Here is a 25,905-nt window from a genome sequence, read left to right on the forward strand (position 1 = left end):
TTGGGGAACCGTTTCCGCAGCGCATTTCTGTCACGGAACCCACCCCAGCCGACCCCGTTACTGGTTTCCGGTTTTCGACGTCATTCCGCTGCGCCGCAAAAATCCACTGTATTCGTGGCGAATTCCCGGCGGCACCCCGACGATATGTCACTTAAGAGAGGATGGAAACATGAGTTGGGCCGGCCAACACCAGTTCCCAATCGGCAGAAACCGAAAAAGAACACGTCCGACCGCCGACTCTCCACACTCCGAAGTCACCGCCCCACCCTCGCAAACCCTGATCTGCTTTTCTCACCTGCGCTGGAGCTTCGTTTATCAGCGCCCCCAACACCTTATGTCGCGATTCGCGCGTGACCACCGCGTGCTGTTCGTCGAGGAGCCGATCCACAACGACACGCCCGAGCCCTGGCTGGACGTGCGCGAGGACGAGGGCGTCCTCGTGCTGGTGCCCCGCCTGCCCGCCGGCCTGGACGGCGAGGCGGCCGTCACCGCCCAGCGGCAGCTGCTCGACCGCTATCTGGCCGAGGAGGGGGTGACCGACCCGATCCTCTGGTACTACACGCCGATGAGCCTCGGCCTGTCCGGCCATCTGCGCGGGGCGCTGGTGGTCTACGACTGCATGGACGAGCTGTCGGCCTTCCATGGCGCGCCCCCGGAACTGGTCGAGCGCGAGCGGCAGCTGATGGCGCGGGCCGACGTGGTGTTTACCGGCGGCGTCAGCCTCTACGAGGCCAAGCGCAACCTGCACCCCAACGCCCACCCCTTCCCCAGCAGCGTCGACGTCGCCCATTTCGCCGCCGCCCGCGGCATCGTGGAGGAACCCGCCGATCAGGCGACCATCCCGCACCCGCGGCTCGGCTTCTACGGCGTCATCGACGAGCGGCTGGACATCGCCCTGCTCGACGCCGCCGCCGCCGCCCGGCCCGACTGGCAGTTCGTCCTGGTCGGCCCGGTGGTGAAGATCGACCCGGCCGACCTGCCCCACCGTCCGAACATCCACTATCTCGGCCCGAAGAGCTACGACGACCTGCCGCATTATCTGGCGGGCTGGGACGTCGCCCTGATGCCCTTCGCGCGCAACGAGTCCACCCGCTTCATCAGCCCGACCAAGACGCCGGAATATCTGGCCGCCGGGCGCCCGGTCGTCTCCACCTCCATCACCGACGTGGTGCGCGGCTATGGCGACAGCGGCGTCGTGCGCATCGCCGACGCGCCGGAGGATTTCGTCGCCGCCGTCGCGGCCGCCCTGGCCGACGCCGCCGACCCGGAACGTCTGCGCGCCACCGCCGACCACGTCCTGCGCGACATGTCCTGGGACAAGACGCAGGGCCGCATGAAGACGCTGATGGAGCAGGCCCGCCAGCGCGGACGCGCCGCCCCGCCGGCCCACCGCCCGGCGCCGGCGATCCATCCGGTCGGGCACCCGGCCAAGCACGCCAACGGGCGCGCCGCCGGCCGCCGCTCCGGCTTCGATTACCTGATCGTCGGGGCGGGCTTCGCCGGCAGCGTGCTGGCGGAACGTCTGGCGACGGGGCTGAACAAGCGCGTGCTGTTGATCGACCGGCGCCCTCACATCGGCGGCAACGCCTACGATCACTACGACGACGCGGGCGTGCTGATCCACCGCTACGGCCCGCACATCTTCCACACCAATTCCAAACCGGTCGCCGACTACCTGTCCCGCTTCACCAAGTGGCGCCCCTACGAGCACCGCGTCCTGGCGCGGGTGGACGAGCGGCTCGTCCCCATCCCGATCAACCGGACGACGGTCAACCAGCTGTACGGGCTGGACCTCGACGAGGCCGGCGTGGCGGAGTTCCTGAAGAGCCGGGCGGAGCCGGTCGCCGACGTCCGCACCTCGGAGGACGTGGTGGTCGGCGCGGTCGGGCGGGAGTTGTACGAAAAATTCTTCCGCGGCTACACCCGCAAGCAGTGGGGCCTCGACCCGTCGCAGCTCGACAAGGCGGTCACCGCCCGCGTGCCGACGCGGACTAACGACGACGACCGTTATTTCGGCGACAGCTTCCAAGCGATGCCGCTGAACGGCTATACGCGGATGTTCGAGAGCATGCTCGATCACCCGAACATCAAGGTGATGCTGAACACCGATTTCGACGACGTGCGGGACGAGATCGCCTATGACCGCATCGTCTTCACCGGTCCGATCGACGAGTATTTCGGCCACCGTTTCGGCAAGCTGCCTTACCGTTCCCTGACCTTCCGGCACGAGACGGTGGATCAGGAATGGTTCCAGCCCGTCGCCGTGGTCAACGAACCGTCGGAGGGGGTGCCCTACACCCGCGTCACCGAGTACAAGCACCTGACCGGGCAAAGCCACCCGAAGACCAGCATCACCTACGAGTACCCCTCCGCGCAGGGCGATCCCTATTACCCGATCCCCCGCCCGGAGAACCAGGAGCTGTTCCGCAAGTACCAGGCGCTGGCCGACGGCACCCCGGACGTGATCTTCCTGGGCCGGCTCGGCACCTACCGCTACTACAACATGGATCAGGTGGTGGCGCAGGCGCTGGCGGTCTACGCCCGCCTGGAGAAGGAGGAGCAGCAGAGCCGCGGTCTGGCCGCCGCCGCGCGGGCCTTCGGCTCGCTGGGTGCGGAGCGCGAGGTGCGGGTCGCGGGGATGGGGGATTAGGCGCACTCCTGCCCCCACCCCAGCCCTCCCCCGCTCTCGGCGGACCAAAGGTCCGCCTGCCGCGTCAGCGCAAACCCATGGTTTGCGCGAGAGCTGGGCGGGGGAGGGAGCCTTCTTTATCCCCTCCCCTGCGAAGCGGGGGAGGGTTAGGTGAGGGGGCAATGCCTCCCCGACTCCCCGCCCTCTACGAAGAGTCCCCCATGCACACCCCCACCCTGTTCGACAGCGTCTTCCTCGGCGGCTTCGAATGCTCGACGCACCGGCGGCATGACGGGCGCCGGTTGGACCTGATCGCGGCGACCGGCCACGACCGGCTGGCCGCCGAGGACTACCAGCGCATGGCCGCCCATGGCCTGCGCAGCGTGCGCGACGGCGTGCGCTGGCACCTCATCGAGACCACGCCGGGCCGCTACGACTGGTCCAGCCTGCTGCCCATGGTCCGCGCGGCGCGGGAATCCGGGGTCCAGGTGATCTGGGACCTCTGCCATTACGGCTGGCCGGACGACGTCGACATCTGGCGCCCGGCCTTCGTCGAGCGCTTCGCCCGCTTCGCCGGGGCCGCCGCGGCCCTGCTGCGCGACGAGGGCGTGGAGACGCCCGCCTACTGCCCGGTCAACGAGATCTCCTTCTGGGCCTGGGCCGGCGGCGACATGAAGCGCTTCAACCCGATGGCCGAGCACCGCGGCTTCGAACTGAAGCACCAGCTCGTCCGCGCCAGCATCGCGGCCATCGACGCGATCCGCGCCGCCGACCCGCGCGCCCGCATCGTCCAGGTCGATCCGGTCATCCACGTGCTGCCCCGCCCCGACCGCAAGGGCGACGCCGGGGCCGCGGAGGCCGCCCGGCTGGCCCAGTACGAGGCGTGGGACATGATCGGCGGCTACGCCTGGCCGGGGCTGGGCGGCAAGCCGGAGTATCTGGACGTGATCGGGGTCAACTACTACTCCGACAACCAGTGGTTCCTGAAGGGCGGCACCATCGGACGCGACGACCCGCGCTACCGCCCCTTCGCCGACATCCTGGCGGAGGTCCACCAGCGTTACGGCCGCCCCGTCCTGGTGGCGGAAACCGGCGCCGAGGGCGATGCCCGCGCGCCCTGGCTCGATTATGTGACGGAGGAGGTGACGACCGCCCTGCGCGCCGATGTGCCGGTGGAGGGGATCTGCCTCTACCCGATCCTCGACTATCCCGGCTGGGCCAACGACCGCCATTGCGAGACCGGCCTCTACGGCCTGTGCGACGAACAAGGTGAGCGCTGCGTCAATCAACCGCTGGCCGCCGCTCTGGAGCGCGCGCAGGCCCGCATCGGCGCGCTTCTCGGTCAGCCGCGATTTGGCCGGCCGGAACTCCAGGCGGCTCAATGAGCGGTTCCAACACGGACACCATCCCGGACCGTCCCGGCCGCTTCCTGATGCGCTACATCCGGCGGCGGCCCTGGTCCTTCGGCGGGCTGTTCACGGTGATCGTGGCGGCGGCGGGCTGCGCGGTCGCCGTGCAGTACGGGATGAAGCTGCTGATCGACGCCATGGCCTCCTCCGACCGGGCGACGGCGGACGTCTGGACTCCGCTCGGCCTGTTCCTGGGCTTCATCGCGGCGGAAAACGTGCTGTGGCGGCTGGGCGGCTGGCTCGGCTGCCGGACGGTGCTGGCGACCGGCGTGGACATGCGGCTGGACCTGTTCCGCCACCTGACCGGCCATTCGATGCGCTATTTCTCGACGCATCTGGCCGGGTCGCTGGGCAACCGCATCGCCGCCACCGAGAACGCGGCAACCACCATCTTCCGCACCCTGACCTGGAGCATCGTCCCGCCGGTCACCGACTTCGTGGGGGCCGTCCTGGTGCTGCTGACCATCCATTGGGGGATGGCGGCGGCGCTTGTGCTGTTCGCCCTGGTGGTCGCCGTCGCCATCGTCGGGCTGGGGCTGCGCGGGCGGACGGTGCACCACGCCTTCGCCGAGCAGTCCGCCCGCACCAACGGCGAGCTGGTCGACGTGGTGTCCAACGTCTGGACGGTGAAGGCCTTCTCCGCCCGCGCGCGGGAGCGGGAGCGGCTTCGGCAGGCCTTCACGGTGGAGGCCGGGGCGCACCGCCGGAGCTGGATGCATCTGGAGAACACCCGTGTCGTCCATGACGTCTGCCTGTGGGTGATGGCCGGGTCGATGCTGCTGTGGGCGCTGCTGCTGTGGCGCGACGGCACGATCACCACCGGCGACGTGGTGATCGTCAGCGCCCTGACCTTCCGCATCCTGCACGGTTCCCGCGACCTCGCCTTCGCGCTGGTCACCGCCACCCAGCAGGTCAGCGCCATCGACGAGAGTCTGCGGGTGATCGCCCGCCCGCACGACGTGCTCGACCCCGTGCCGGCGCAGCCCGCCACGCCCGGCGGCGGCGCCATCGCGTTCGAGCGGGTTTCCTACCGCTATCCCGAAGGGCGCAAGGTGCTGGAGGATTTCAGCCTGACCATCCCGGCCGGGCAGAAGGTCGGGTTGGTCGGCCCGTCGGGGGCCGGCAAGTCCACCATCATCAGCCTGATCCAGCGCCTGGACGATGTGCAGCGCGGCGACATCCTCATCGACGGGCAGCCGCTGACCGCGCTCGCCCAGGACGACCTGCGGGCCAAGATCGCCGTAGTGCCGCAGGACATCGCGCTGTTCCACCGCCCGATCCTGGAGAACATCCGCTACGGCCGCCCCGACGCCAGCGACGAGGAGGTGTTCGAAGCCGCCCGCCACGCCTTCTGCGACGGCTTCATCCGGCAATTGCCGGAGGGCTACGGCACGCTGGTCGGCGAACGTGGCGTGCGGCTGTCGGGGGGGCAGCGGCAGCGGCTGGGCATCGCCCGCGCCTTCCTGAAGAACGCGCCGATCCTGATCCTCGACGAGGCGACCTCCGCCCTCGACACCCAGTCGGAGCAGGAGATCCAGGCGGCGCTGGCCGATCTGGCCCAGGGGCGGACGGTGGTCGCGGTGGCGCACCGCCTGTCCACGGTGTCGGCTTTCGACCGCGTGCTGGTCCTGGTGGACGGCCGCATCGCGGAGGACGGCCACCCCACGGAGTTGCGGCGGCGCGGCGGTCTTTTCAACTCCCTGTGGCAGCTCCAGGCACAGGGCTTCGCGGCGGAATAGATGACGCCCCCCGCACCGTGGCGCGGGGGCCGCATCAGCCGGAACGGTTAGGGAAAACGGCCCTTCGACGAGCTATCTTTCCGGGCGTCGTGTGTTAAGACACCAGACGCAACCTCGCCTCGGCCCGAAAGCTCGATGAAAGCCACGACCGACGATAGCAATCTCAAGATCCGAACTCCCATACCGTGCAGAAGCCGTGGGGTCGGCGCATGACCGACCTGTCGGTGATCGGCGGCAACCTGGATTTCCTGTCCGGCGGGGGCGAGATGGGAGAGCGGATGCGCTCCCACGACTGGGCGTCCACGGCGCTCGGCCCGCCGGAAGGCTGGCCGCAGAGCCTTCGCACCATCGTCAGCGTCGTCCTATCCTCCCGGCAGGCGATGTTCGTGGCCTGGGGGCCGGAGCTGTCCTTCCTCTACAACGACGGCTACGTGCCGATCTTCGGAGCGAAGCACCCGGACGCGCTCGGCCGCCCCTTCGCCGAGGTGTGGTGGGACATCTGGCCGCAGATCAAGCCGCTGGTCGACCGCACGCTGGCCGGCGAGGCGTCCTGGTACGAGGATCTGCTGATCCCGATGGAGCGCCGTGGCTTCCGCGAGGACGCCTGGTTCACCTTCTCCTACAACCCTGTGCGGGGCGAGGACGGGCGCATTCCGGGCATGTTCTGCGCCGCCATCGAGACGACGGCCCAAGTGCTCGCCGCCCGGCGCACCGACTTTCATCTGAAGCTGGAGGCCCGGCTGCGCCAGCTCTCCGACCCGTTCGCGGTGGCCGCGGCGGCTGAGGAGGCACTGGGCCGTCACCTGGGGGCGAGCCGCGTCGGTTACGGCGTGGTGGACGAAACCGCCCGCTTCTTCACGACGGAGCGGAGCTGGACCGACGGCAGCGTCGACCATCAGGCCGGCACTCATGACCTGCTGAGCTTCGGGCCGGAATTCCTGGACACGCTGCGCCTCGGCGGAACGCTGACCATCAACGACTGCGCGGCGGACCCGCGCTGCGCGGCACCGGAACGGCAGGCCGCCTTGGCGGCGCTGAGCCTCGCCTCCACCGTCACCACCAGCCTGGTGAAGAACGGGCGGATGGTCGCCACCCTCTACGTCCACGACCGGAAGCCCCGGCACTGGCACCCGGACGAGGTCCGTCTGGTCGAGGAGGTGGCGGAGCGCACATGGTCGGCGCTGGAGCGCGCGCAGGCGCAGGAATCGCTGCACCGCGCCAACGCCCGTCTGGCCGCGGAGGGGGAGCAGATGCGCACCCTGTTCCGGCAATCACCCAATTTCATGTGCGTGCTGCGCGGTCCGGATCATGTGTTCGAGCTGGCCAACGACTCCTACCGACGGCTGGTCGGCGACCGTGCCCTGATCGGCAAGCCGGTGCACGAGGCCATGCCGGAGATCATCGGCCAGGGCTTCTTCGAGCTTCTGGGCCGCGTGTACGACAGCGGGAAGCCCTTCGTCGGGCACGCACTGCCGGTGCGGGTCGTCCGCCAACCCGGCGCGCCCGTCGAGGAACGCTTCATCACCTTCATCTACCAGCCGATCAAGGACGCCGACGGTCGGGTGACCGGGATCTTCTGCGAAGGCAGCGACGTCACCGAGGCCAAACGGGCCGAGGACGCGCTTCGCGACCTGAACGCCACGCTGGAACAGCGCGTCGCCGAACGCACCGCCGATCGCGACCGCATATGGCGCCTGTCCACCGACATCATGCTGGTCGCCCATTTCGACGGCACCATCGGCGCGGTCAATCCGGCCTGGACCGGCCTGCTGGGCTGGACGGAGGAGGAACTGGTCGGGCGCAGCTTCTTCGACCTCGTGCATCCGGAGGATCTGGAACGCTCCCGGGCCGAGGCGGCGCGGCTGGGCGCCGGGCACACCACGCCGCGCTTCGAGAACCGCTACCGCCACAAGGACGGTCATTATCTCTGGCTGTCCTGGGTCGCCGTGCCGGATGAGCGCTTCATCCACGCCGTGGGCCGCGACATCACCGCCCAGAAGGAGGCGGACGCCGCCCTGCGGCAGACCGAGGACCAGCTTCGCCAGTCCCAGAAGATGGAGGCGGTCGGCCAGTTGACCGGCGGCGTGGCCCACGACTTCAACAACCTGCTCCAGGCGCTGGAAGGCTGCCTGTCGATGATCGCGCGCCGCACGGAGGAGCCGCAGGTCCACGCCCTGCTCGATGCCGGGCAGCTGGCGGTGGGACGCGGGGCCAAGCTGGTGCAGCAGCTTATGGCCTTCGCCCGGCGCGACAGCCTGCGCCCGGAATCCATCGGCGTGCGCGACCGGGTGCTCGCCATGTCGGCCCTGCTGGAGCGGGCGCTGCGCGCCGACATCGCGCTGGATCTGCGCCTCGGCGACGATCTTTGGCCCGTCGAGGTGGACCCGACCCAATTCGAGCTGGCGGTCATCAACCTCGCCGTCAACGCGCGCGATGCCATGCCGGCCGGCGGGCGGCTGACGGTCGAGGCGGTCAACGCCGTGTTTTCCCCCGGCGATCCACGGGGGGTGGAAGGCGAGTTCCTGCGCCTGTCCGTGTCGGACACCGGCTGCGGCATGCCCGCCACGGTGGCCGCCCGCGCCTTCGAGCCGTTCTTTACCACGAAGGACCTCGACAAGGGGACGGGGCTGGGTCTGGCCCAGGTCTACGGCCTCGCCCGGCAGGCCGGCGGCACCGCCTGGATCGACAGCGCGCCGGACCGGGGCACGACGGTGCATCTGCTGCTCCGCCGCTCCGGCGTCGCCCCCGCCGAGGAGCCCGCCCTTCCCGCGGCCTGTGTGCCGCCGACGGGCAGTGCGCGGCGCCATTGCCGCGTCCTGGTCGTGGAGGACGACCCCATCGTCGCCATGACGGTCAGCACAGCGCTGGAGGACGCCGGGTTCGCCGTGCTGTCCGCCGCCAACGCCGAGGAGGCGCTGCCCCACCTGTCGGACGACGCGGTCGATGTGCTGCTGAGCGACGTGGTCATGCCCGGCGGGATGAGCGGCATCGATCTGGCCCGCGAAGCCCGCGAGCGGCGGCCCGGCCTGCCGGTCATCCTGGCGACCGGCTACAGCGAGGACATCGCCCGTGCGACCGGCATCCTGGTGCTGGCGAAGCCCTACCGGATCGACGAGCTGGTCGGGCGGATCGACGCGATCCTGATGGGCCAAGTCGAGGAGTAAGGAGATCGGGGAATAAAGAAGGCGGAGCCCCGCAGGGGACTCCTGAGGACTCCGCCTTGACCGGCCGCGATCCGGTTGCTCAGATGTGGTCGGAGGACAGGATGGCCTCGGCGTCGCCGCCGGTGCCGCGGCCCGGCAGGACCGCGTTCAGGACGACGCCCATCAGCGCCGCCAGCGCCATCGAGGAGACGACGAAGCCGCCGTCGCCGAACTTCAGCGACGCCCCGCCGATGCCGATCACCAGGATGGTAGAGGAGATCAGCAGGTTGCGCTTGTCGCCCAGATCCACCTTGCCCTCGATCAGCGTGCGGATGCCCGAGGACGCGATGACGCCGAACAGGGCGATGGACACGCCGCCCATCACCGCCGTGGGGATGCTCGACAGGAAGGCCGACAGCTTGCCCACGAAGCCGAGGATGATGGCGAGCGTCGCCGCCCCGCCGATCACCCACACGCTGAACACGCGGGTCACCGCCAGCACGCCGATGTTCTCGCCGTAGGTCGTCGCCGGGGGACCGCCCAGCGCGCCCGCCACCATGGTCGCCACGCCATCGCCGAACACCGAGCGGTGCAGGCCGGGATCGGCGATGAAGTTGCGCCCCACGACGCGGCTCAGCACGATCTGCCCGCCGATGTGCTCGGCGATGGTGACCAGCGCCACCGGCGCCACCAGCAGGATCATCGCCCAGGCCGAGACGCCCTCCTTCATGCCGGAGAACAGCAGGTGGAAGTCGGGCATCCGCAGGAAGGGCGCCGCGGCGACCGGTCCGAAGTCCACCATGCCGAAGACCACGCCCAGGACATAGCCGGTCACGATGCCCAGCAGGATCGGCACCACGGTGAAGAAGCCGCGCAGCACGATGGAGTAGAGGAAGATGCTGCCCAGCGTCGCCAGCGCCAGAAGGAAGTGCGGCAGGCTGTACTCGCCGCCCCCCGCGGTGTTCTGCGCCATGCCCACGGCGACCGAGGCGAGGCCGAGGCCGATCACCACGATCACCGGCCCGACGACGATGGGCGGGAGGATCGCCAGCAGCCAGCGCACGCCGAAGGCGCGGATCAGCAGGGCGACGGCCACATAGACGGCTCCCGCCGCGCAGGCCCCGACCAGCGCGCCGCCGGTGCCGCCGATCTGGGTGGCGGCGACGATCGGGCCGATGAAGGCGAAGGAGGAGCCCAGATAGGCAGGCAGCCGCCATTTGGTGAAGGCCAGATAGATCAGGGTGCCCAAGCCGCTGGTGACGAGCGCCACCGACGGGTCGAGCCCGGTGAGGATCGGCACCAGCACGTTGGCGCCGAACATGGCGAACAGGTGCTGGAGGCTGAGCAGGAGGAAGGTGGCCGGGGGCGGACGGTCGTGGACGTCCAGCACCCGGTCGCGCGGGGCTGTCATGAACTGCGGTTCCCGTATCGGTGGTTGCGGGCCAAGGGTTACTCCGCGACGGCCTGCCCGGTCAAACGCCACCATGCGGAATTTTTCGGCACAGGACTCCCACCGGGGGCCGGCGGCACCGTCACGAACGTGAGAACATAGATCCGTTGCCCACCCATAGGCCATTCGTTAGTATGATGTTTAATAAAATTCCCTTTTTTGGATCTGAAACTGCGGTCCTGCACGCATTTTCGGGATGACGTTCCTGCTTTTAGAGTGATTGACCGCATGGCCGACGAACTGTTTGCACAACTCACCGACACCCTTTCGTCGGCGAAGACCGTGGAAGACCTGACCCGGCCCCTGCTGTCGCTCCTGGAGCTGGTGACGGAGCTGGAAGCCACCTACCTCACCCGGATCGAGCTGGAACACGGCATCCAGCGCATTCTCTTCTCCCGCAACACCAAGACCCTGACCATTCCCGAAGGGCTGGCCGTTCCGTGGGAAGGCACGCTGTGCAAGCGGGCGCTCGACGAAGGGAAGCTCTACACCGACGACGTGCCCAGCTGCTGGGGCGATTCCGAGGCGGCGGCGGCGCTGGGCATTCAGACCTACGTCAGCACGCCGGTCCATCTCGACGACGGCAGCCTGTTCGGCACGCTCTGCGCCGCCAGTTCGGAGCGCAAGCCGCTGACGCCCAAGGGGGAGCAGGTGCTGCGCCTGTTCGCCTCGCTGATCGCCCTTCATGTGCAGCGCGAACAGCTCCTGACCCAGTTCCGGGACTTGAACGCGGCCCTGGAATCCTATTCCTACACCGACGCGCTGACCGGCCTGCCGAACCGGCGCGCCGTGGTCGCGGAACTGCACCGGTTGTTCGCCATGGCCGAACGGGCCGGCCAGAGCGTGCTGATCGGCTTCATCGACCTGGACGGCTTCAAGGCGATCAACGACACCCACGGGCACGAGGCGGGCGACGAATTCCTGACCGAGGTGGGGCGGCGCATCGGTGCGGGGCTGCGGGCGGGCGACACGCTGGGCCGGCTGGGCGGCGACGAGTTCATCATCGTCGGCATGGGCGCCACGCCCGGCGCCGAGGGGGATGACGCCGCCGACGCGCTGCGCGAGCGGGTGGCGCCGCTGATCCGCGGCGGGTACCGCTTGAAGGGCTGCGCCTTCGATTATCCGGGGGCGAGCGTCGGGGTGGTCAGCGCCGACCCCGGCGCCACGACGCCCGACGACGCGCTGCGCGCCGCCGACGCCGCCATGTATGTCCAGAAGAAGATCCGGCGGGCGGTCAGAGCCTGACGCCCAAACCTGACGCCCTCCGCAACGATCGTTCCAAGCCTTACGGACCGGCGGCCGCGCTCCAGGGATCGGGAGCGGTCACCTCGTAGGGCTGGGCGACGCCACCCATCGACAGCGCATGAACGGAATTGCTGGAGAAGCCGCAGGCCTGCTCCGGGTTCACGGCGGTGTTGGGACGGAAGGCGTAGGGCCGCGGGGCGTCGGGCGACACGGAGGTGGCCTTGGTGCGGACGACCAGCCCGTGGCCCGACGGAACACTCTGCTCCACCCAGACCCACAGGACCTCCGGGTTGTCTCGGAAGCGGGCCAGCAGGGTGGACAGCGCCTCCGTGCAGGCGGCGTGGTCGAGCTGGTGGGCGCCGCGGTCGATGATGGCCGAGGCCGGCCCGGACGACGAGGCGTCCGCGGGATTCCAGGTGACCGCCATGAGGCCGGACAGCGCAATGCCAGCGATGGAGGTTCCCCAGAGGACTCCGGAATCGAAACCGGACTCACCGTGACGGCTGGAATGATCGCGCATCGTGGCCCCTCTACAAAACACTCAACCGCTGCAACCGGCGTCTGCAATGTCCCCATCTGTTTGACAGGAACGCAGGCCCGTGACGTTGATCCAGGACAAGCACTTCACGGACTCGTCCGGTTCGTTGTTTATTGTGCACCGCAACATCCGCCCGTCAACACCCACCGGAAGCATGGCAGGGCTGATTCCGCGCGCTTTCACGCCCACGTGGCGATGAACGCGGCAATTTGCCGCTCCTCCGTGCCGGAGCACCGTGACGACCGGCGGATGCACCGCCGGCCAACAGGCTCCCAGACAACGGCTTTGGCGACGTCATGGTTCCCCACCCTCGTCCGATTCGCCAGCAAAGTCAGCTGGTTAGACTTACGCACATTCAGGATTACAAACGAAGGCCACCCCTCGATCCCACGCCCAACGGGTCGATTGTGGACACGCGGGTGCCATTCCCTTTCGCCCGCGCCGCCGACGCGCGTTATGGTGCGCCCGGCGACCAGCGGACCGGCAAGAGTCCGGGGCGCCAGCAAGAAGAACACGAGAACCGGAAGGGACGAGCATGAGTGACGAGACCCCCAGCCGCCGCGCCGCCGCGGCCTTCGCCCAGACCGCGGAATCCGGAACGCCGGTCGCCTTCGCCGATCTGGTGGCGCTGCTGGAGCGCATCTTCCTGCGCCACGGCACGTCGGAGCGGGTGGCGGCGATCCTGTCGGAGAACTGCGCGTCCTGCGAGCGCGACGGTTCCACCAGCCACGGCGTGTTCCGCATTCCCGGCTATGTCGGCTCGCTGAAGAGCGGCTGGGTGGACGGGCGGGCCGAGCCGACGGTGGAGGAGGCCGGTCCCGCCTTCCTGCGCGTCGACGCCGCCAACGGCTTCGCCCAGCCCGCCTTCCTGGCCGCCCGCGGCCGCTTCCTGGAGATGGTGCGCGACAACGGCGTCGCCGTGATGGCGATCCGCAACTCCCACCATTTCAGCGCCCTGTGGCCGGACGTCGAGCCCTTCGCGCGGGAGGGGCTGGTGGCGCTCTCCTTCGTCAACAGTTTCGCCTGCGTCGTGCCGCCGGGCGGCAAGGCCGCCGTCTACGGCACCAACCCGATGGCCTTCGCCACCCCGGTGGCCGGCGCCGACCCGATGGTGTTCGATCAGGCGGCCAGTTCGATGGCCAACGGCGACGTGCGCATCGCGGCGCGCGAGGGGCACGTCCTCCCCGCCGGCTCCGGCGTGGACCGCGACGGCAAGCCGACCACCGACCCCAAGGCCGTTCTCGACGGCGGCGCCCTGCTGCCCTTCGGCGGTCACAAGGGCGGTTCCATCGCCTTCATGATCGAGGTGCTGGCGGCGGCGCTGACCGGCGGCAAATACTCGCGCGAGGTGGACTGGTCGGCCCATCCCGGCGCCGAGACGCCCTGCACCGGCCAGCTCTTCATCGTCATCGACCCGGAGCGCGGCGGGACCGGGGCCTTCGCCGACCGCGTCGCCGGCCTCATCGGAGAGGTGAAGGAGGCGGGGCAGGACCGCATGCCGGGCGAGCGCCGCTACGCCCGCCGCGCCCGCACCCTGCGCGACGGCATCCCGCTGGCCCCCGCCCGGCTGGCCGAGCTGCGCGCCCTGGCCGGCGACGCCTGAGCCCCCTTCCCGCCTTCACATCCGGTCGGTTCCCGCCATGACGACGCCCACCATCGCCACCCTGTCCCGCCAGCTCGACACGGGCGCCACCACCAGCCGCCAGCTTGTCGACTCCGCCCTCGCCGCCATCGCGGCCGGGGGCGAGGAGGCGCGCAAGACCTACACCGCCCTGCACGCCGATCCGGCCCGCGCGGCGGCGGATGCCCAGGACCTGCTGCGCCGGGCCGGGCTGCGCCCCTCCCCGCTGGCCGGCTTGCCGATCTCGGTCAAGGACCTGTTCGACGAGGCCGGGCACACCACGCGCGCCGGGTCGCGGGCGCTGGAGGGCGCCGCCCCCGCCGCCCGCGACGCCGACGCGGTGGCCCGTCTGCGCGCCGCCGGGGCGGTGGTGGTGGGGCGGACCAACATGACGGAGTTCGCCTTCTCCGGCGTCGGCATCAACCCGCATTACGGAACCCCCGGCAACCCCGCCGATCCCGCGCGCATCCCCGGCGGCTCGTCGTCGGGCGCCGGGGTGTCGGTGGCGGCGGGCCATGTCCCGCTGGCGCTCGGCACCGACACCGGCGGTTCGGTCCGCATTCCGGCGGCGCTCTGCGGCATCGTCGGTTTCAAGCCGACGCAGCGCCGGGTGTCGCTGCGCGGCGCCCTGCCGCTGTCCTGGTCGCTCGATTCCATCGGGCCGCTCGCCCGGACGGTGGAATGCTGCGCCATCGCCGACGCCGTGCTGGCCGGTGACGCGGAATGGGTGCCGCCACCGGTCGGGCTGGCCGGGCTGCGCTTCGCCGTGCCGCAGACGTTGGTCCTGGACGGGATGGAGGACGCGGTGGCCGGCGCCTTCGACGCCGCCTGCCGCCGCCTGTCCGAGGCCGGGGCGCACATCGTCGAGATTCCCATGGCGGAGCTGGCGGAGATCGGCCCGGCCAACGCCAAGGGCGGCCTGCCCGCGGCGGAGGCCGCCCATTGGCACCGCGACCTGCTGGCGGAGAAGGGCGACCTTTACGATCCCCGCGTCCGCGTCCGCATCGAGCGCGGCCAGACCATGAGCGCCGCTGATTACATCGAGGTGGCGCAGCGCCGCGCCGACCTGATCGCCCGCACCGACCGGGTCACGGCGGACTATGACGCGCTGCTGATGCCGACCGTTCCGCTGCTGGCGCCGCGCATCGACGCCTTCGCCGAGGACGCGGAGTTCACGCGGCTGAACCTGCTGCTGCTGCGCAACTGCGCCCTGTTCAACTTCCTGGACCGCTGCGCCATCAGCCTGCCGATGCAGCGGGCCGGCGACCTGCCCAGCGGCCTGATGCTGGTGGGCGCGGCGGGGGCCGACCGCCGCCTGCTGTCCATCGCCGCAGCGGTGGAGCCGGTGGTGGGCGCCTGACGCGAGGGGGGCGGCGCACCCGCCCCATCAGAAGCCCCCTCAGAATCCCAGGGCGCAGCCGTCCTTGCGGTGGTCCGAGCCGGCGATCAGCAGGCCGGCCGCATGATCGATCCAGATCGCCTGCCCGCCGCCCATCGGCTCGTTCCGGCGGACCACCGCGTGGCCGCGCCGCGCCAGTTCCGCCGCGGTGTCCTCCGCCACGGTGGGCTCGATCTCCAGGACGCCGTTGAAGGCGAAGCTGCGCGGCTGGTCGATGGCGGTCTGGACGTCCAGCCCACGGTCGAGCACCGCCGACACGAAGGCGCCGTGCCCCGCCGCCTGGTAATGGCCGCCCATCACGCCGAAGGGGCAGACGGCGCGCCCGTCCTTGCGGATCAGGCCGGGGATGATGGTGTGCAGCGGGCGGCGGCGCGGCGCCAGGGCGTTGGGGTGCCCCTCGGTCAAGCGGAAGGAGGTGCCGCGGCTGTGCAGGAGGACGCCGGTCGCCGGGTCGAGCTGCACACTGCCGAAGCTGTGGAAGATCGAGTTGATGAAGGAGATGGCGTTGCCGTCGCGGTCGACCACGCTGAGGCAGACCGTGTCCTTGTGTTCCGCCTCCGTCCACAGCGCGGGGGGCTGGGCGCGCGCCGGGTCGATGCGGCGGCGCAGCGCCGCCGTCGCTTCCGCCGAGAGCAGCGCGGCGGCGGCGTCCGGAGCGCCCTCCCCCACCAGAGCATCGCGGTGGTGGTAGGCGAGCTTGGTCGCCTCGGCCTGCAGATGGTGGCGGTCGGCGTCACCGACCGACGGCGACAGGTCGAAGCCGCCCAGCGCGTTCAGGATCATCAGCGCGGCGAGGCCCTGGCCGTTCGGCGGGCATTCCAAAATCTCGTAGCCGCGGTAATCCGTGGCGATCGGCGCCGCATACTCCGCCCCGCCCTGCGCCGCCGCGAAGTCGTCGAGCGTGTGCAGCCCGCCGCGGGCGCGCAGGAAGCCGACCAGCGACTCCGCCGTCGCCCCCGTGTAGAAGGCCGCCGCCCCGTGCGCCGCGATGTCGCGCAGCCGCTGGCCGAGCAAGGGCTGGGCGTGGCGCTCCCCGGCGCGCGGCGCGCGGCCACCGGGCAGGAAGACGGCGCGGCAGCCCTCGTCCGCCGCCAGCAGGGGGACCGCCGCCGCCCAGTCCTGGGCCACCCGCGGGGAAACGCCGTAGCCCTCCTCGGCATAGCGGATGGCGCGGAGGAGCAGCCGGTCGAGCGGCAGCCTCCCGTGATCGGCGTGCAGCCGCGTCCAGGCGGCGACGGCGCCCGGCACGGTGACCGCGTGGGCGCCGTGGCGCGGAATCTCGCCGGTGACGCCCAGCCCGGCCAGACGCTCCACGCTCGCGGCGGCGGGCGCCCGCCCGCTGCCGTTCAGGGCGACCACCGGCCCGTTCGCCGGGGCGTAGAGGACGAATCCATCGCCGCCGATGCCGGTCATGTGCGGCTCGACCACGCATTGCACCGCGACGGCGGCGATGGCCGCGTCCACGGCGTTGCCGCCCGCCGCCAGGATCTCCAGCGCCGCCGCGCTCGCCAGCGGGTGCGAGGTGGCCACCGCGGCCTCCGTCGCCACCAGCGCCGACCGTCCGGGCCGGCAGAAGTCACGCATCACGACGGGGCGCCCTCCGGGACGGGAATCGGGTCAGTGCGGGTCGCGGCGCAGGGGGATGACGCGGCGGTTCCGGGTTTCCGGCTCCTTCGCGGCGTGGATCTGCACCTTCTTGAGCTGGATGACGTAACGCTCGGCGCCGTTGACCATCACGGCGATGACGGTCGGCCCGTTCGCCCAGTCGCTGGGTACGAGATGCAGTTCCTTGATGCGCGCGGTTCCGGCGGTCAGCTCCGCAAGGTCCAGAACCTCGTCCCCGGCGCGAAATCCCAGATATTCATCAACGATCATGGCGTCCGGCGGCAGTGTCTTGGCGGCAATGTCCCCAACCCTACCAGCACCGCAGGCGGCGGGCCACCGTGCAGGCCGCCGCCCGGCGCTTTTTCCTAGGGAGCCCTACGGACGGCGCGTCATGCGGCAATGCGCGTCATATGGCAAAACGAGTCATGTGGCAAAACGAGTCATGTGATTGTCCCAGCGGAAGTCGGCCAGCCGCAGGCCGTCGCCCGGCAGGTCCGGCGCCGCGCCGACCGTCCGGAGATTGCCGAGCCCGCTGCTCGCCAGGAAGCCGTCGCCGTCCGGGGCGATGCCGCAGCCGTCGGGCAGCGCCGCCGCTCCCAGCCACGCGCCGGTGGCGTCGTCCCACAGCCCGATGATGCCGCCCTTGGGCGAACTGGCCGCGACCTTGCCCTTGTCGGCCGCGACGCTGCCGATGTAGCCTTCGAACCGGGACAGCGCGTCGTCCGGAGTGTCGAACAGGCGCACCGCGCCGCCGCCCGGACGGTGCGTGCCGGTCAGCGGCTGGAGCATGCCGACGGGCCGCTCGTCCTGCGCGCCGAAGGCGATCCCGCCGTCGGCCAGGGCGGCGATGTGACGGATGCCGAGGTTGGCGTGCTCCTCCGGCAGGCGGACCTGATCGAGCAGCTTTCCGCTCGCCACCTCGACATAGGTGATCGAGGAGTCCATCTCGTCCAGGTTCAGCTTGGCCCGGCCGGTGTCCGGGTGGGTGATGACGCCGCCGTTGGCGACCGCGAGGACCGTGCCGTCCGCGATCATCAGAAGCTCGTGCGGCCCCAGCCCGTGGGTCGGCATCGCGCCGACGCGGCGGTAACCGTCCATCGCGTCGTAGACGCCGATCGACCCGGCCTCGCGCGGCACGTCGTCCTCCGCCACATAGAGCAGGCGTCCATCCGTGGAGAAGGCGCCGTGCCCGGTGAAGCGGCGGTCCTCCGGCGCGCGGACCACCGGCCCCGGACGCCCGCCCGATTGCCCATCGACCAGCGACAGCGGCATGAACCAGCGCCCCGGACGGCGGGCGAAGGCCACGGCCTCGGCCCGCGTCGGGTGCGGAACGATGCCATGGGCGCGGCCCGGAGTCGGGGTGGTGAAGCGCACGCCGCCCGCCCCGTCCAGCGCCGCCACGCCATACTCCGGCGATGCCGTCGCGGTGGCGTAGGCGTTGAGGAACAGCGTCCCCCCGGCGGTCTCCGCCCGCGCCGGCCCCAGGAGGGCGCCGAGCAGGCCGCCCCCGAGCAGACCACCGCCAATCAGAAGCAGGGTGCCCCGGCGGGTCGCGTCCATCGCTCAGTCTCCATCCAGTTCGTTGAAGCCGATGCTGATGTCCAGCAGCGGCGCCACCGTGCCGGTCAGCAGGTTGCGCACGTCCTTGGCCCGTTGCAGGGTGGTCTCCACGGTCTTGCGCTTGGCCGGATCGGCGACGGCGACGTTGATCGGGGTGGGGATCGCCTCGGCGGCGCGGATCGCGGCGGTGAAGCCCTCGTCCAGCGCGCGGCGGGCCTGCGCCCCGGCATCGCCGGCGGGCAGCAGGGCGGTCAGGCCGGGGCCGCCGCCCTCGCCCAGCATCAGGGCGCGCAGCGCCTCCAGGTTGATGCGGACGTTGCGGGCCGACTGGCCGCTGCGCAGCGCCTCGGCCACCGCCGGCTTGGCCTCCCCGGCGTTGGGGCCGAGCGGCGCCAGCAGTTTCTGGTCGGCCACCACCTGCAGGGCGGTGAGCGCGCCGGAGAAGAGGACGTTGACCGCGGAACCGGCGTCGGGACCGAGCGCGGTCTGCTCCCCGGCGGCCAGCGGCGCCTCCAGCGCCTTCCAGCCGTCGCGGACCTCGCGGGTGATGGCGAGGACGTTCTGCGCCACCGCGGCGGCCAATGCGCCGCGGAATCGCCCGGCCTCATCGCCCTGGAATGAGGAGGCGGTGACGCCTTCGTCGAACAGCAGCCGCTCCAGCGCGGTCAGCCCCTGCACCGCGGCGCTCTGGCGGGCCAGCCCGCCGGGCTCCAGCAGCTTCGGATCGCGGTTCTTCAGCATGGCGAGGATCTGGCGCTGCACCACCCCGGCCCGCTCCGGCCAGAAGGCGATGCGGTCGGCGCGCAGCTCCATCGCCAGCGGTCCGGAGCGCAGATGCTGGACACCGGCCCAGGCGTCGTAGAGGGCGCGGTGGGCGGCGCGGCAGCTCTCCAGCCCGTCCGCTGTCGGCGCCGCGGCGAACTGCGCCAGCCGTTCCGCGTTGATGCCGGCGGCGCCGGCCAGCGCGTCGAAGCGCGGCAGGGCATGGGTTCGAACCAGACCGCCCAGCATGGTGGCGTCTCCCGCCGGCTCCCGCGCCGCCAGGGCGAGCCGGCCCGGCAGGAGGATCGACAGGGCGGCGGCCGACATCAGGCCGATCACGCGGCGGCGTTGCATTCTCATCACCTATGCCATTCAAACCGTGTGGACTTTAGAGCCCCAGAACGAAACGCACCAACTTTTCCCGGTCGCCGCGCGGCAGGGCCATGAAGGCGCCGCGCGCCTTGCCCGCCTCGCCGCCGTGCCACAGGACGGCCTCGGTCACGCTGCGCGCCCGCCCGTCGTGGAGCAGGGCCAGCGTGCCGTCGGATTCCGCCAGCCGCCTCATCCCCCACAGCGGCGTCGTGCGCCAGTCGCGGCCCCGCGCCTCGCCCATCGCCACGCCGTCGGCCAGATCCTCGCCCAGGTCGTGGAGAAGCAGGTCGCTGTAGGGGAAGATCGTGCGGCGGGACAGCGCGGGATGCGCGGCGTCCTCCGCCGTGGTGAAGGAGGGGCGGTGGCAGGACGCGCAGCCGGTGGCGGCGAACAGCGCGCTGCCCGCCGTGTCGCGCGGCGCCTCCAGCCCTCCGTCGGGCGGCAGGGTGCGCAGATAGCCGTCGATCAGCCCAATCACCGTGGAGGGGATCTCCAGCCCCTCATACTGCGGGGAGTCGCCGTGCGGGGCGTTCCGGCATTCGGTCTGCGCCGGGGTGCAGTCGCCCCAGGGCTCGGGATAGGCCGGGGTGGACATGCCGATGTCGAGGCTGAAGGCCTCCGAATTCTGGCGGTGCAGCGTCGGGTGGACGGCCTTCCAGCCGAAGCGGCCGAGTTGCCGCGTGCCCTCCGGCGCCACCCAGTTGGGGCGCCCGGCGACGCCGTCGCCGTCACGGTCCTCCGGATCGGCGCCGGCCAGGATGTCGGCTTCGGGGATGCGCTCCAGCAGGCCCATGCCACGCACGGACGGAGCGATGCGGGCGGAGATCGCCGTCGCCTCGGCCAGCGGGCCGTAATTGAGGTCGGTGACGGACAGCAGCGGGCGGCGCAGCGTCGCCGTGTCGCCGTCGGGGAAGCGCACCGTCTCCTTGCGGTAGGTCAGGACGGGCTGGCCCTCGATGGCAAAGCCGAGCACCGCGTTGGTCTGGATCTGCCGCCCATAGACGGGGTCGCCGCTGAGCTTCAGCGCGTAGCCGACGCCGCGGTCGTCGGGAACGGCGGGATCGGGCGGTCGCCCCTGGCGGGCCGCCGGATGGCAGGCGGCGCAGGAGCGGGCGTCGTAGAGCGGACCCAGCCCGTCGTTGGCGTGCGTCACCGTGGGGGCGCTGACCCACATCCGCCGGAACAGCTTCTCGCCGATCCGGGTGTCGAGGTCGCCCGCCACCGCCGGCAGGGCCGGCAGCAGGGCGAGCAGAAAGGCGAAACGGGCTTTCATCAGTCGGGCGGGCGGCCCCATTCCAGAATGGCAAAAGGACGGGCTGCGGCCCCTCCCACCGCGCGGGCGGTCGGCGGGGAGCGGACAACGCCGCCCCACGCGGGAAGGAGAGGCCGCAACCCGTGGTCCGCCGGCTTACTTGCCGACGGCCGACGGGTTGTCGAGGCTGTCCGAACCTTCCAGCTCGACCGAGACGCCCAGGGCGGCGACGACGCCTTCCAGGGCCTTCTTCTGATCGACCAGACGGTCCACCGCGGTCGAGACGATCGCGTTGCCTTCGGCGTTGTCGGTGCCGATCATCTGGTCGTAGGCCATCTTGCCGAGGTCGGCCGTGTCCTTCATGACCTTCATCGCGGCGGTGGTGGCGGTCATCGCCTCCTTCACCTTGGCGTCGGCCTCCGGCGCGGTGGCGGCGACATACTGCGACAGCGACGGGCCGGTCACGACCTTGCCGTCCACGCGGGTGTAGCGACCGCTGTAGACGTTGACCATGCCGATCTGGTCGTAATAGTGCGAGTTGTGGGTGTTGTCGGAGAAGCAGTCATGCTCCTCCTCCGGGTCATGCAGCATGAGGCCGAGCTTCATGCGCTCGCCGGCCAGCTCGCCGTAGCTGAGGCTGCCGAGTCCGGTCAGGATGCGGGCGACGCCCTCCGACTCCTTGGCCTTGGCGACGGAGGCGCGGGCCTTGCCCTTGGCGCCCCAGGCCTTGGCCATCTCCTCCAGATCCTCGACCAGCATCTGGGTGGCGACGGTCAGGAACTGGGCGCGGCGGTCGCAGTTGCCGTTGGTGCAGTCCTTGCCCTTGGCGTAGTCGGTCGCCTTACGATCGCCGGCGCCCGGACCCGTGCCGTTCAGGTCCTGGCCCCACAGCAGGAACTCGACGGCGTGGTAGCCGGTCGCCACGTTGGCCTCGACCTTGCCGGCCTCGTGCAGCTTGTCGGCCAGCAGCTCCTTGGTGATCTTGCGGGCGTCGATGGTCTTGTCGCCGGCCTTGATCTTCGGGTTGGCGATCACGTTGGCCTTGGCGAACGGGTTGCTGTCGCCGCCGGCGTAGCCGTCGTCCACATAGTCGATCAGGCCCTCGTCCAGCGGCCAGGCGTTGACCTTGCCCTCCCACTCGTCGACGATCGGGTTGCCGAAGCGGAAGGCCTCGGTCTGCATGTAGGGGACGCGGGCGTTCAGCCACGCCGTGCGGGCGGCGGCCAGCGTCGCCTCCGACGGGTTGGCCACCAGCGCGTCGACGGCCTTCTTCAGCGCCTTGGCGGTGCTGGCGGAGTCCTCGTAGCTGGCCTGGGCGATGTCGGCGTAGGTCTTCACCACGTCCTTGTAGGCGGGCTTGGACGTCTGGGCGTCGGCGGCGAGCGGCGCCAGCGCGATGAGAGCCGCGGCGGCAAGGCCGGAGGCGTGCTTGAACATGAAGGTCTCCTCAAGCGTCGGTGATCGTTGGCGTGAGAGCCATGAAAGTGCGAAGCATTCTCAACATGCGCCGCCAATCACTCTCATTGTCAAGATGCAATTGCCAAGCAGGGCGAGCATTGCCGAATTTGCGGCGGACGGCGGGGCCATGGCGGCGGCCCCGCCTGCCCGCGCTCACTTCACCAGCGGTTCGTAGCGGGCGTCGGTCAGCGTCTTCATGAAGGCGACCAGCGCCTTGATTCGGCGGTCGTCGAGCGCCGGACCCTCCTCCAACTCCTTGATGGAGACGGTGGCGGCGATTTCCGGATTGGCCCAGGGCTTGCCGGTCTCCGGGTTGATCTGGTCCGCCGGCTTGGTGCTGTTGTACTTGTTGTAGAAGCGGACGACGGTCTCCAGGTCCTTGAAGACGCCGTTGTGCATGTAGGGGCCGGTCACCGCGACGTTGCGCAGGGTCGGCGTCTTGAATTTCCCCTCATGCGCCTTCTGGCCCTTCAGCGCCGGATTCTCGGCCAGCCCGCGGTCGATGTGAGTCGCTGCCACCCCGTTGGCCGCCCGCAGTTCCGCGTTCACCGGAACGCCGATGTTGTGGTACTCGTAGTTGGTGAAGACCTCGTTCTTCGCCGCCGGCATGGCGTTCAGCTTGTGGCAGACGTTGCAGTTGGTGAACTGCTGCGAGAAGAACAGGGTCATCCCCAGTTCCTCCTCGCCGGTCATCTTGTATTCGCCGCGCAGATAACGGTCGTACTTGGAATCGAAGGGCGAGAAGACGTCGGTCGTCTCGAAGGCGGCGATGCTGTCGGTCATCGCGTCATAGGCGCGGTCGGCGTCGTCCAGCACCCCCGCGCCATAGAGGGCGACGAAGCTCCGCGCGTAGTCGGCGTTCTCCTTCAACCGCCCTTGCACCTCCGCCTTGGAGGCCATGGCCATCTCGGCGGGGTTCAGCGGCGGGCCGCCGGCCTGCTCCTGAAGGGTGGCGGCCCGGCCGTCGTGGAACTGCCCGCCGAAGGGAACCCCGCTGGCCTTGAAGCCAAAGCGCGGGGCAAGATGGGCGTAGGCGGCGGTCGGCGCGTTGCGGTCGCCCAGCGACTTGCCGTCGGCCCCCAGCGACGCGGCGCCGCGCGGGTCGGCGAAGCCGGATTCGGGGTTGTGACAGGTCGCGCAGGACTGGCTGCGGGTGGAGGACAAGTTGTTGTCGAAGAACAGCGCCTTGCCCAGTTCGGCCTTCGCCTTCTGCATCTCCGCCGGATCGGCGGCCATGCCGGAACCACCGGCGATCAACAGGGCGGACAGCGCCGCGGCCGGCGCGACATATTTGCCGAACAATGACATCCTGACTCTCGCTCCTTGACGGCGGTGGCCCACGGCGGCAATCCATGGCGGGGCCTGCCGGTCAGTATCCATGCCCTTCGGCCTGGATGATAGTTATTCTCATTATCACGAACGTGCGACCTATTGCCACTGGTCGTAGGACCGGCGGGATTAACCCCTTGCCCCGTTCGTCCGGCCCCGTTCCCGGATGGACGATCCGGTGCGGGGGTTTCGGCATGACGGAAAAGGGTACCCCGACCCGGCTACCGACTCTGCTTCGCCATCCGGAGGGCTCGCCGCCATTTCGGGAGAAGACCGCACCACCGTCGGGACTCCAAATGCTCCGCACGCCACGAAGGGAGCGGTCGCCGTGGCACCCACACAATCCCGGCATAGCCCGATAATCACTTCAAATTCTAATCATTTCCTTTCAAAGCAATCCGATCGTCATTCCCGCCCCCGCGCGGCGCTCTCCTTCCCGTTTCTTTGACCCGACGCCGCTGCACATGGCGATGCCTGCACTTTGCCTGAAGGCAGCGCGAAAAGTTGCGTTACGGATCGCAAAGACAACGATGCCGGCCCGCCGGACTACCCCAATCGATAGGTTTATTAAAATACCGGCTTTCGACATCCTGAAATCACAGACGCCGTGCATTCCCTGAAAATCAGTAATCAAACCCATCCGCTTCACAGTGATGAAGCGAAAACCCCTTCGCATAACAATTATCAAAGGAGACAATCAATGACCCTGTTCGCCAACATCCGCGCCATCATTTCCCCGGTCCACGCCGCTTCCAAGGACCGCAAGGGCATCACGGCCCTCGAATACGGTCTGGCGGCGGCGCTGGTCGCTCTGGTGATTATCGGCGGAGCCCGCACCTTCGGCACCAACGTCAGCACCCTGTTCACCGGCATCGGCACCACGGTCAGCGGTACCTCGACGACCATCCCGTAAGCGCCGCCTCTCCTCCTCCCTCCCACGCAAAGTCCCGCCATGGATACGATCGCAGTCCTCGATCCCCTCTCCCTGGCACTGCCCATGGCGGGGCTTGCGCTGGGCTGGGCGGCGGTGGACGACCTGTGCCGGCGCATCATTCCGGACACGGCGTCCATCCTCCTCGCCACCCTCGGCCTCGCGCTTCCGCTCTGGCAGGGCGCCCCCTTCCCGTGGGGCAGCCTTGCCGCCGCCGCCGCGCTGTTCCTGGCCCTGTGCGCCCTGCACGGGCGGGGCTGGCTGGGCGGCGGGGATGTGAAGCTGGCCTCGGCCATCCTGCTGCTGGTCGGGGTGGAGCGGGCCGCCCCCTTCGCGACCGCCACCGCGCTGGCCGGCGGGGTTCTCGCCCTTCTCTATCTCGCCGGGTGGCTGGCCCTGCGCAACGGGCGCCCGGCGCGCCGGCTGCTGCGCCGCTTCGGCGGACGGTCCACACCGGTTCGCCTTCTCGCAGCCGAGGCGCACCGCATCGCCACCCGCCATTCCGTGCCCTACGGCGTCGCCCTGGCCGCCGGCGGGCTGCTCACCCTCTCCAACCCCACCGGAGGAGCGGCATGGTTCTGAGAGTGCTTTTCCTGTCCCTGCTGCTCGTCGGGCTGTCGCTGGTGGGCTACGTGTCCTTCTCGATGCTGCCGGCCCCGACCGCCGCCGTCGCGGTCCCGGCGCCCCAGGCACCCATGGACTCCGTGCTGGTCGCCGCCCGCCCGATCTCCACCGGGATGCTGCTGCGCGCCGAGGATCTGCGCTGGGAGCCCTGGCCGCCGGGTCGCCTCGGCGACGGCTACATGGTGCGAGGCCGCGTGGCGGAAAGCGCCTACAGCGGCGCCGTCACCCGCCGGTCCTTTGCGTCGGGCGAGCCGATCATGGCCGGCCACATCGTGGCGCCGGGGGAGCGCGGCTTCCTCGCCGCCGTCCTGTCGCCGGGCAGCCGCGCGGTATCGGTGGCGGTGGACGCGGTCAGCGCGACCGGCGGGCTGATCTGGCCTGGCGACCGCGTGGACCTGATCCTGACCCAGAATTTCGAATCCCACGCGGGGCGCGACCTGCGCAACCGGGCGGTCGGCGAGACCGTGCTCCAGAATCTGCGTGTCATCGCCATCGACCAGCAGCTCGGCGAGGCCGGCATGGCGAAGAACGGGCCGGACGGGCGCATCCCCCGCACCGTGACGCTGGAGGTCACCGCCCGTCAGAGCGAGACGGTCACCGTCGCCGCCACCATGGGCAAGCTCTCACTGGCGCTGCGCAGCCTGCTCGCCGACGAGACCGTTCTCGCCGCCGGGGAATCGGAACCCGCTTCGGCCCCCACCTGGGCCGAGGACGTGTCGCCCGCGCTGCGCCAGCTTCCCGCAGCCCACAGCGCGGAGGCGCCCGCCGCCCGCCGCCCGGCTCTGCTCATCATCCGCGGCTCCAAGACGGAAACGCTCGAACGCTGAACCGGCGCGCCG

The 25,905-nt window shown here is 70.3% G+C and carries 19 protein-coding genes; 10 read left to right on the forward strand and 9 right to left on the reverse strand.

Features of this window, described 5'->3' with window-relative positions:
* The first annotated feature begins 334 nt into the window (after nucleotides 1–334).
* The 4 genes from glf to JJL56_RS18145 all read left to right on the forward strand — a co-directional run bounded on the left by glf (nucleotide 335) and on the right by JJL56_RS18145 (nucleotide 8,941).
* Nucleotides 335–2,650 (forward strand): UDP-galactopyranose mutase, encoded by a 2,316-nt coding sequence (gene glf / locus JJL56_RS18130; protein WP_200485829.1) that lies wholly within the window; start codon nucleotides 335–337, stop codon nucleotides 2,648–2,650.
* Nucleotides 2,651–2,850: 200 nt separating this feature from the next.
* Complete coding sequence (locus tag JJL56_RS18135) at nucleotides 2,851–4,014, forward strand: beta-glucosidase (RefSeq protein ID WP_200485830.1); 1,164 nt, start codon at nucleotides 2,851–2,853, stop codon at nucleotides 4,012–4,014.
* Entirely contained in the window at nucleotides 4,011–5,777 is a 1,767-nt protein-coding gene (locus JJL56_RS18140) for an ABC transporter ATP-binding protein (protein ID WP_200485831.1), read from the forward strand. The genes JJL56_RS18135 and JJL56_RS18140 overlap by 4 nt, the downstream gene beginning before the upstream one ends.
* 209 nt (nucleotides 5,778–5,986) lie before the next feature.
* Nucleotides 5,987–8,941 carry a PAS domain-containing protein gene (locus JJL56_RS18145; protein ID WP_247891132.1) on the forward strand — a complete coding sequence of 985 codons (2,955 nt, stop codon included), beginning with the start codon at nucleotides 5,987–5,989 and terminating at the stop codon, nucleotides 8,939–8,941.
* Between the two features lie 79 nt (nucleotides 8,942–9,020).
* Here the strand turns inward: JJL56_RS18145 and JJL56_RS18150 are convergent, their stop codons facing one another.
* Nucleotides 9,021–10,331, reverse strand: coding sequence for a solute carrier family 23 protein (locus JJL56_RS18150; protein WP_145627638.1), 1,311 nt, complete (start codon nucleotides 10,329–10,331; stop codon nucleotides 9,021–9,023).
* 267 nt (nucleotides 10,332–10,598) lie between these two features.
* On the opposite strand from JJL56_RS18150, the gene JJL56_RS18155 reads away from it, so the two are divergent.
* On the forward strand, nucleotides 10,599–11,615 hold the full coding sequence (locus tag JJL56_RS18155) for a sensor domain-containing diguanylate cyclase (protein WP_200485832.1): 1,017 nt from the start codon (nucleotides 10,599–10,601) through the stop codon (nucleotides 11,613–11,615).
* A gap of 40 nt (nucleotides 11,616–11,655) precedes the next feature.
* Here the strand turns inward: JJL56_RS18155 and JJL56_RS18160 are convergent, their stop codons facing one another.
* Nucleotides 11,656–12,135, reverse strand: a complete 480-nt coding sequence (locus tag JJL56_RS18160) for a hypothetical protein (protein ID WP_200485833.1) — start codon at nucleotides 12,133–12,135, stop codon at nucleotides 11,656–11,658.
* Between the two features lie 553 nt (nucleotides 12,136–12,688).
* On the opposite strand from JJL56_RS18160, the gene JJL56_RS18165 reads away from it, so the two are divergent.
* Together JJL56_RS18165 and JJL56_RS18170 are read left to right on the forward strand one after the other, a co-directional pair.
* A complete protein-coding gene (locus JJL56_RS18165; RefSeq protein ID WP_200485834.1) occupies nucleotides 12,689–13,756 on the forward strand; it encodes an Ldh family oxidoreductase in 1,068 nt (355 codons plus the stop codon).
* Nucleotides 13,757–13,793: 37 nt separating this feature from the next.
* A complete protein-coding gene (locus JJL56_RS18170) occupies nucleotides 13,794–15,134 on the forward strand; it encodes an amidase (RefSeq protein ID WP_200485835.1) in 1,341 nt (446 codons plus the stop codon).
* A 39-nt stretch (nucleotides 15,135–15,173) separates the two neighbouring features.
* Here the strand turns inward: JJL56_RS18170 and JJL56_RS18175 are convergent, their stop codons facing one another.
* From JJL56_RS18175 to JJL56_RS18205, 7 genes are all read right to left on the reverse strand, one after another.
* On the reverse strand, nucleotides 15,174–16,757 hold the full coding sequence (locus JJL56_RS18175) for a gamma-glutamyltransferase family protein (protein WP_200485907.1): 1,584 nt from the start codon (nucleotides 16,755–16,757) through the stop codon (nucleotides 15,174–15,176).
* 33 nt (nucleotides 16,758–16,790) lie between these two features.
* Nucleotides 16,791–17,048, reverse strand: a complete 258-nt coding sequence (locus tag JJL56_RS18180; RefSeq protein WP_094306058.1) for a hypothetical protein — start codon at nucleotides 17,046–17,048, stop codon at nucleotides 16,791–16,793.
* 153 nt (nucleotides 17,049–17,201) lie between these two features.
* Nucleotides 17,202–18,338 carry a DUF1513 domain-containing protein gene (locus JJL56_RS18185; RefSeq protein ID WP_145627629.1) on the reverse strand — a complete coding sequence of 379 codons (1,137 nt, stop codon included), beginning with the start codon at nucleotides 18,336–18,338 and terminating at the stop codon, nucleotides 17,202–17,204.
* Between the two features lie 3 nt (nucleotides 18,339–18,341).
* A complete protein-coding gene (locus JJL56_RS18190) occupies nucleotides 18,342–19,454 on the reverse strand; it encodes an imelysin family protein (protein ID WP_211111903.1) in 1,113 nt (370 codons plus the stop codon).
* A gap of 34 nt (nucleotides 19,455–19,488) precedes the next feature.
* Nucleotides 19,489–20,745, reverse strand: a complete 1,257-nt coding sequence (locus JJL56_RS18195) for a di-heme oxidoreductase family protein (protein ID WP_200485836.1) — start codon at nucleotides 20,743–20,745, stop codon at nucleotides 19,489–19,491.
* A 135-nt stretch (nucleotides 20,746–20,880) separates the two neighbouring features.
* Nucleotides 20,881–22,161 (reverse strand): imelysin family protein, encoded by a 1,281-nt coding sequence (locus JJL56_RS18200; protein ID WP_145627626.1) that lies wholly within the window; start codon nucleotides 22,159–22,161, stop codon nucleotides 20,881–20,883.
* Between the two features lie 174 nt (nucleotides 22,162–22,335).
* Nucleotides 22,336–23,490 carry a cytochrome-c peroxidase gene (locus tag JJL56_RS18205; RefSeq protein ID WP_200485837.1) on the reverse strand — a complete coding sequence of 385 codons (1,155 nt, stop codon included), beginning with the start codon at nucleotides 23,488–23,490 and terminating at the stop codon, nucleotides 22,336–22,338.
* A gap of 721 nt (nucleotides 23,491–24,211) precedes the next feature.
* Here JJL56_RS18205 and JJL56_RS18210 point away from each other — a divergent pair.
* The 3 genes from JJL56_RS18210 to cpaB are packed head-to-tail and all read left to right on the forward strand — an operon-like array spanning nucleotide 24,212 to nucleotide 25,893.
* Nucleotides 24,212–24,424, forward strand: a complete 213-nt coding sequence (locus tag JJL56_RS18210; RefSeq protein WP_109071578.1) for a Flp family type IVb pilin — start codon at nucleotides 24,212–24,214, stop codon at nucleotides 24,422–24,424.
* 39 nt (nucleotides 24,425–24,463) lie between these two features.
* The gene (locus tag JJL56_RS18215; RefSeq protein ID WP_200485838.1) at nucleotides 24,464–25,024 is read left to right on the forward strand and encodes an A24 family peptidase; all 561 of its coding nucleotides are present in this window, start codon (nucleotides 24,464–24,466) and stop codon (nucleotides 25,022–25,024) included.
* A complete protein-coding gene (gene cpaB / locus JJL56_RS18220) occupies nucleotides 25,015–25,893 on the forward strand; it encodes a Flp pilus assembly protein CpaB (protein WP_211110673.1) in 879 nt (292 codons plus the stop codon). Before JJL56_RS18215 ends, cpaB begins: the two co-directional genes overlap by 10 nt.
* The last annotated feature ends 12 nt before the right edge of the window (nucleotides 25,894–25,905 follow it).

Origin of the sequence: Azospirillum aestuarii (assembly GCF_016632405.1) — a bacterium.
Taxonomy (GTDB): Bacteria; Pseudomonadota; Alphaproteobacteria; order Azospirillales; family Azospirillaceae; genus Azospirillum; species Azospirillum aestuarii.

What these genes read in the sequence shown, in the direction of transcription:
- JJL56_RS18190 (WP_211111903.1), bottom strand. Translation starts at nt 19,454, where the DNA reads ATGCAACGCCGCCGCGTGATCGGCCTGATGTCGGCCGCCGCCCTGTCG.
- JJL56_RS18195 (WP_200485836.1), bottom strand. Translation starts at nt 20,745, where the DNA reads ATGAAAGCCCGTTTCGCCTTTCTGCTCGCCCTGCTGCCGGCCCTGCCG.
- JJL56_RS18170 (WP_200485835.1), top strand. Translation starts at nt 13,794, where the DNA reads ATGACGACGCCCACCATCGCCACCCTGTCCCGCCAGCTCGACACGGGC.
- JJL56_RS18160 (WP_200485833.1), bottom strand. Translation starts at nt 12,135, where the DNA reads ATGCGCGATCATTCCAGCCGTCACGGTGAGTCCGGTTTCGATTCCGGA.
- JJL56_RS18180 (WP_094306058.1), bottom strand. Translation starts at nt 17,048, where the DNA reads ATGATCGTTGATGAATATCTGGGATTTCGCGCCGGGGACGAGGTTCTG.
- JJL56_RS18205 (WP_200485837.1), bottom strand. Translation starts at nt 23,490, where the DNA reads ATGTCATTGTTCGGCAAATATGTCGCGCCGGCCGCGGCGCTGTCCGCC.
- JJL56_RS18175 (WP_200485907.1), bottom strand. Translation starts at nt 16,757, where the DNA reads ATGCGTGACTTCTGCCGGCCCGGACGGTCGGCGCTGGTGGCGACGGAG.
- JJL56_RS18135 (WP_200485830.1), top strand. Translation starts at nt 2,851, where the DNA reads ATGCACACCCCCACCCTGTTCGACAGCGTCTTCCTCGGCGGCTTCGAA.
- cpaB (WP_211110673.1), top strand. Translation starts at nt 25,015, where the DNA reads ATGGTTCTGAGAGTGCTTTTCCTGTCCCTGCTGCTCGTCGGGCTGTCG.
- JJL56_RS18140 (WP_200485831.1), top strand. Translation starts at nt 4,011, where the DNA reads ATGAGCGGTTCCAACACGGACACCATCCCGGACCGTCCCGGCCGCTTC.
- JJL56_RS18185 (WP_145627629.1), bottom strand. Translation starts at nt 18,338, where the DNA reads ATGGACGCGACCCGCCGGGGCACCCTGCTTCTGATTGGCGGTGGTCTG.
- JJL56_RS18145 (WP_247891132.1), top strand. Translation starts at nt 5,987, where the DNA reads ATGACCGACCTGTCGGTGATCGGCGGCAACCTGGATTTCCTGTCCGGC.
- JJL56_RS18150 (WP_145627638.1), bottom strand. Translation starts at nt 10,331, where the DNA reads ATGACAGCCCCGCGCGACCGGGTGCTGGACGTCCACGACCGTCCGCCC.
- JJL56_RS18200 (WP_145627626.1), bottom strand. Translation starts at nt 22,161, where the DNA reads ATGTTCAAGCACGCCTCCGGCCTTGCCGCCGCGGCTCTCATCGCGCTG.
- JJL56_RS18215 (WP_200485838.1), top strand. Translation starts at nt 24,464, where the DNA reads ATGGATACGATCGCAGTCCTCGATCCCCTCTCCCTGGCACTGCCCATG.
- glf (WP_200485829.1), top strand. Translation starts at nt 335, where the DNA reads ATGTCGCGATTCGCGCGTGACCACCGCGTGCTGTTCGTCGAGGAGCCG.
- JJL56_RS18210 (WP_109071578.1), top strand. Translation starts at nt 24,212, where the DNA reads ATGACCCTGTTCGCCAACATCCGCGCCATCATTTCCCCGGTCCACGCC.
- JJL56_RS18165 (WP_200485834.1), top strand. Translation starts at nt 12,689, where the DNA reads ATGAGTGACGAGACCCCCAGCCGCCGCGCCGCCGCGGCCTTCGCCCAG.
- JJL56_RS18155 (WP_200485832.1), top strand. Translation starts at nt 10,599, where the DNA reads ATGGCCGACGAACTGTTTGCACAACTCACCGACACCCTTTCGTCGGCG.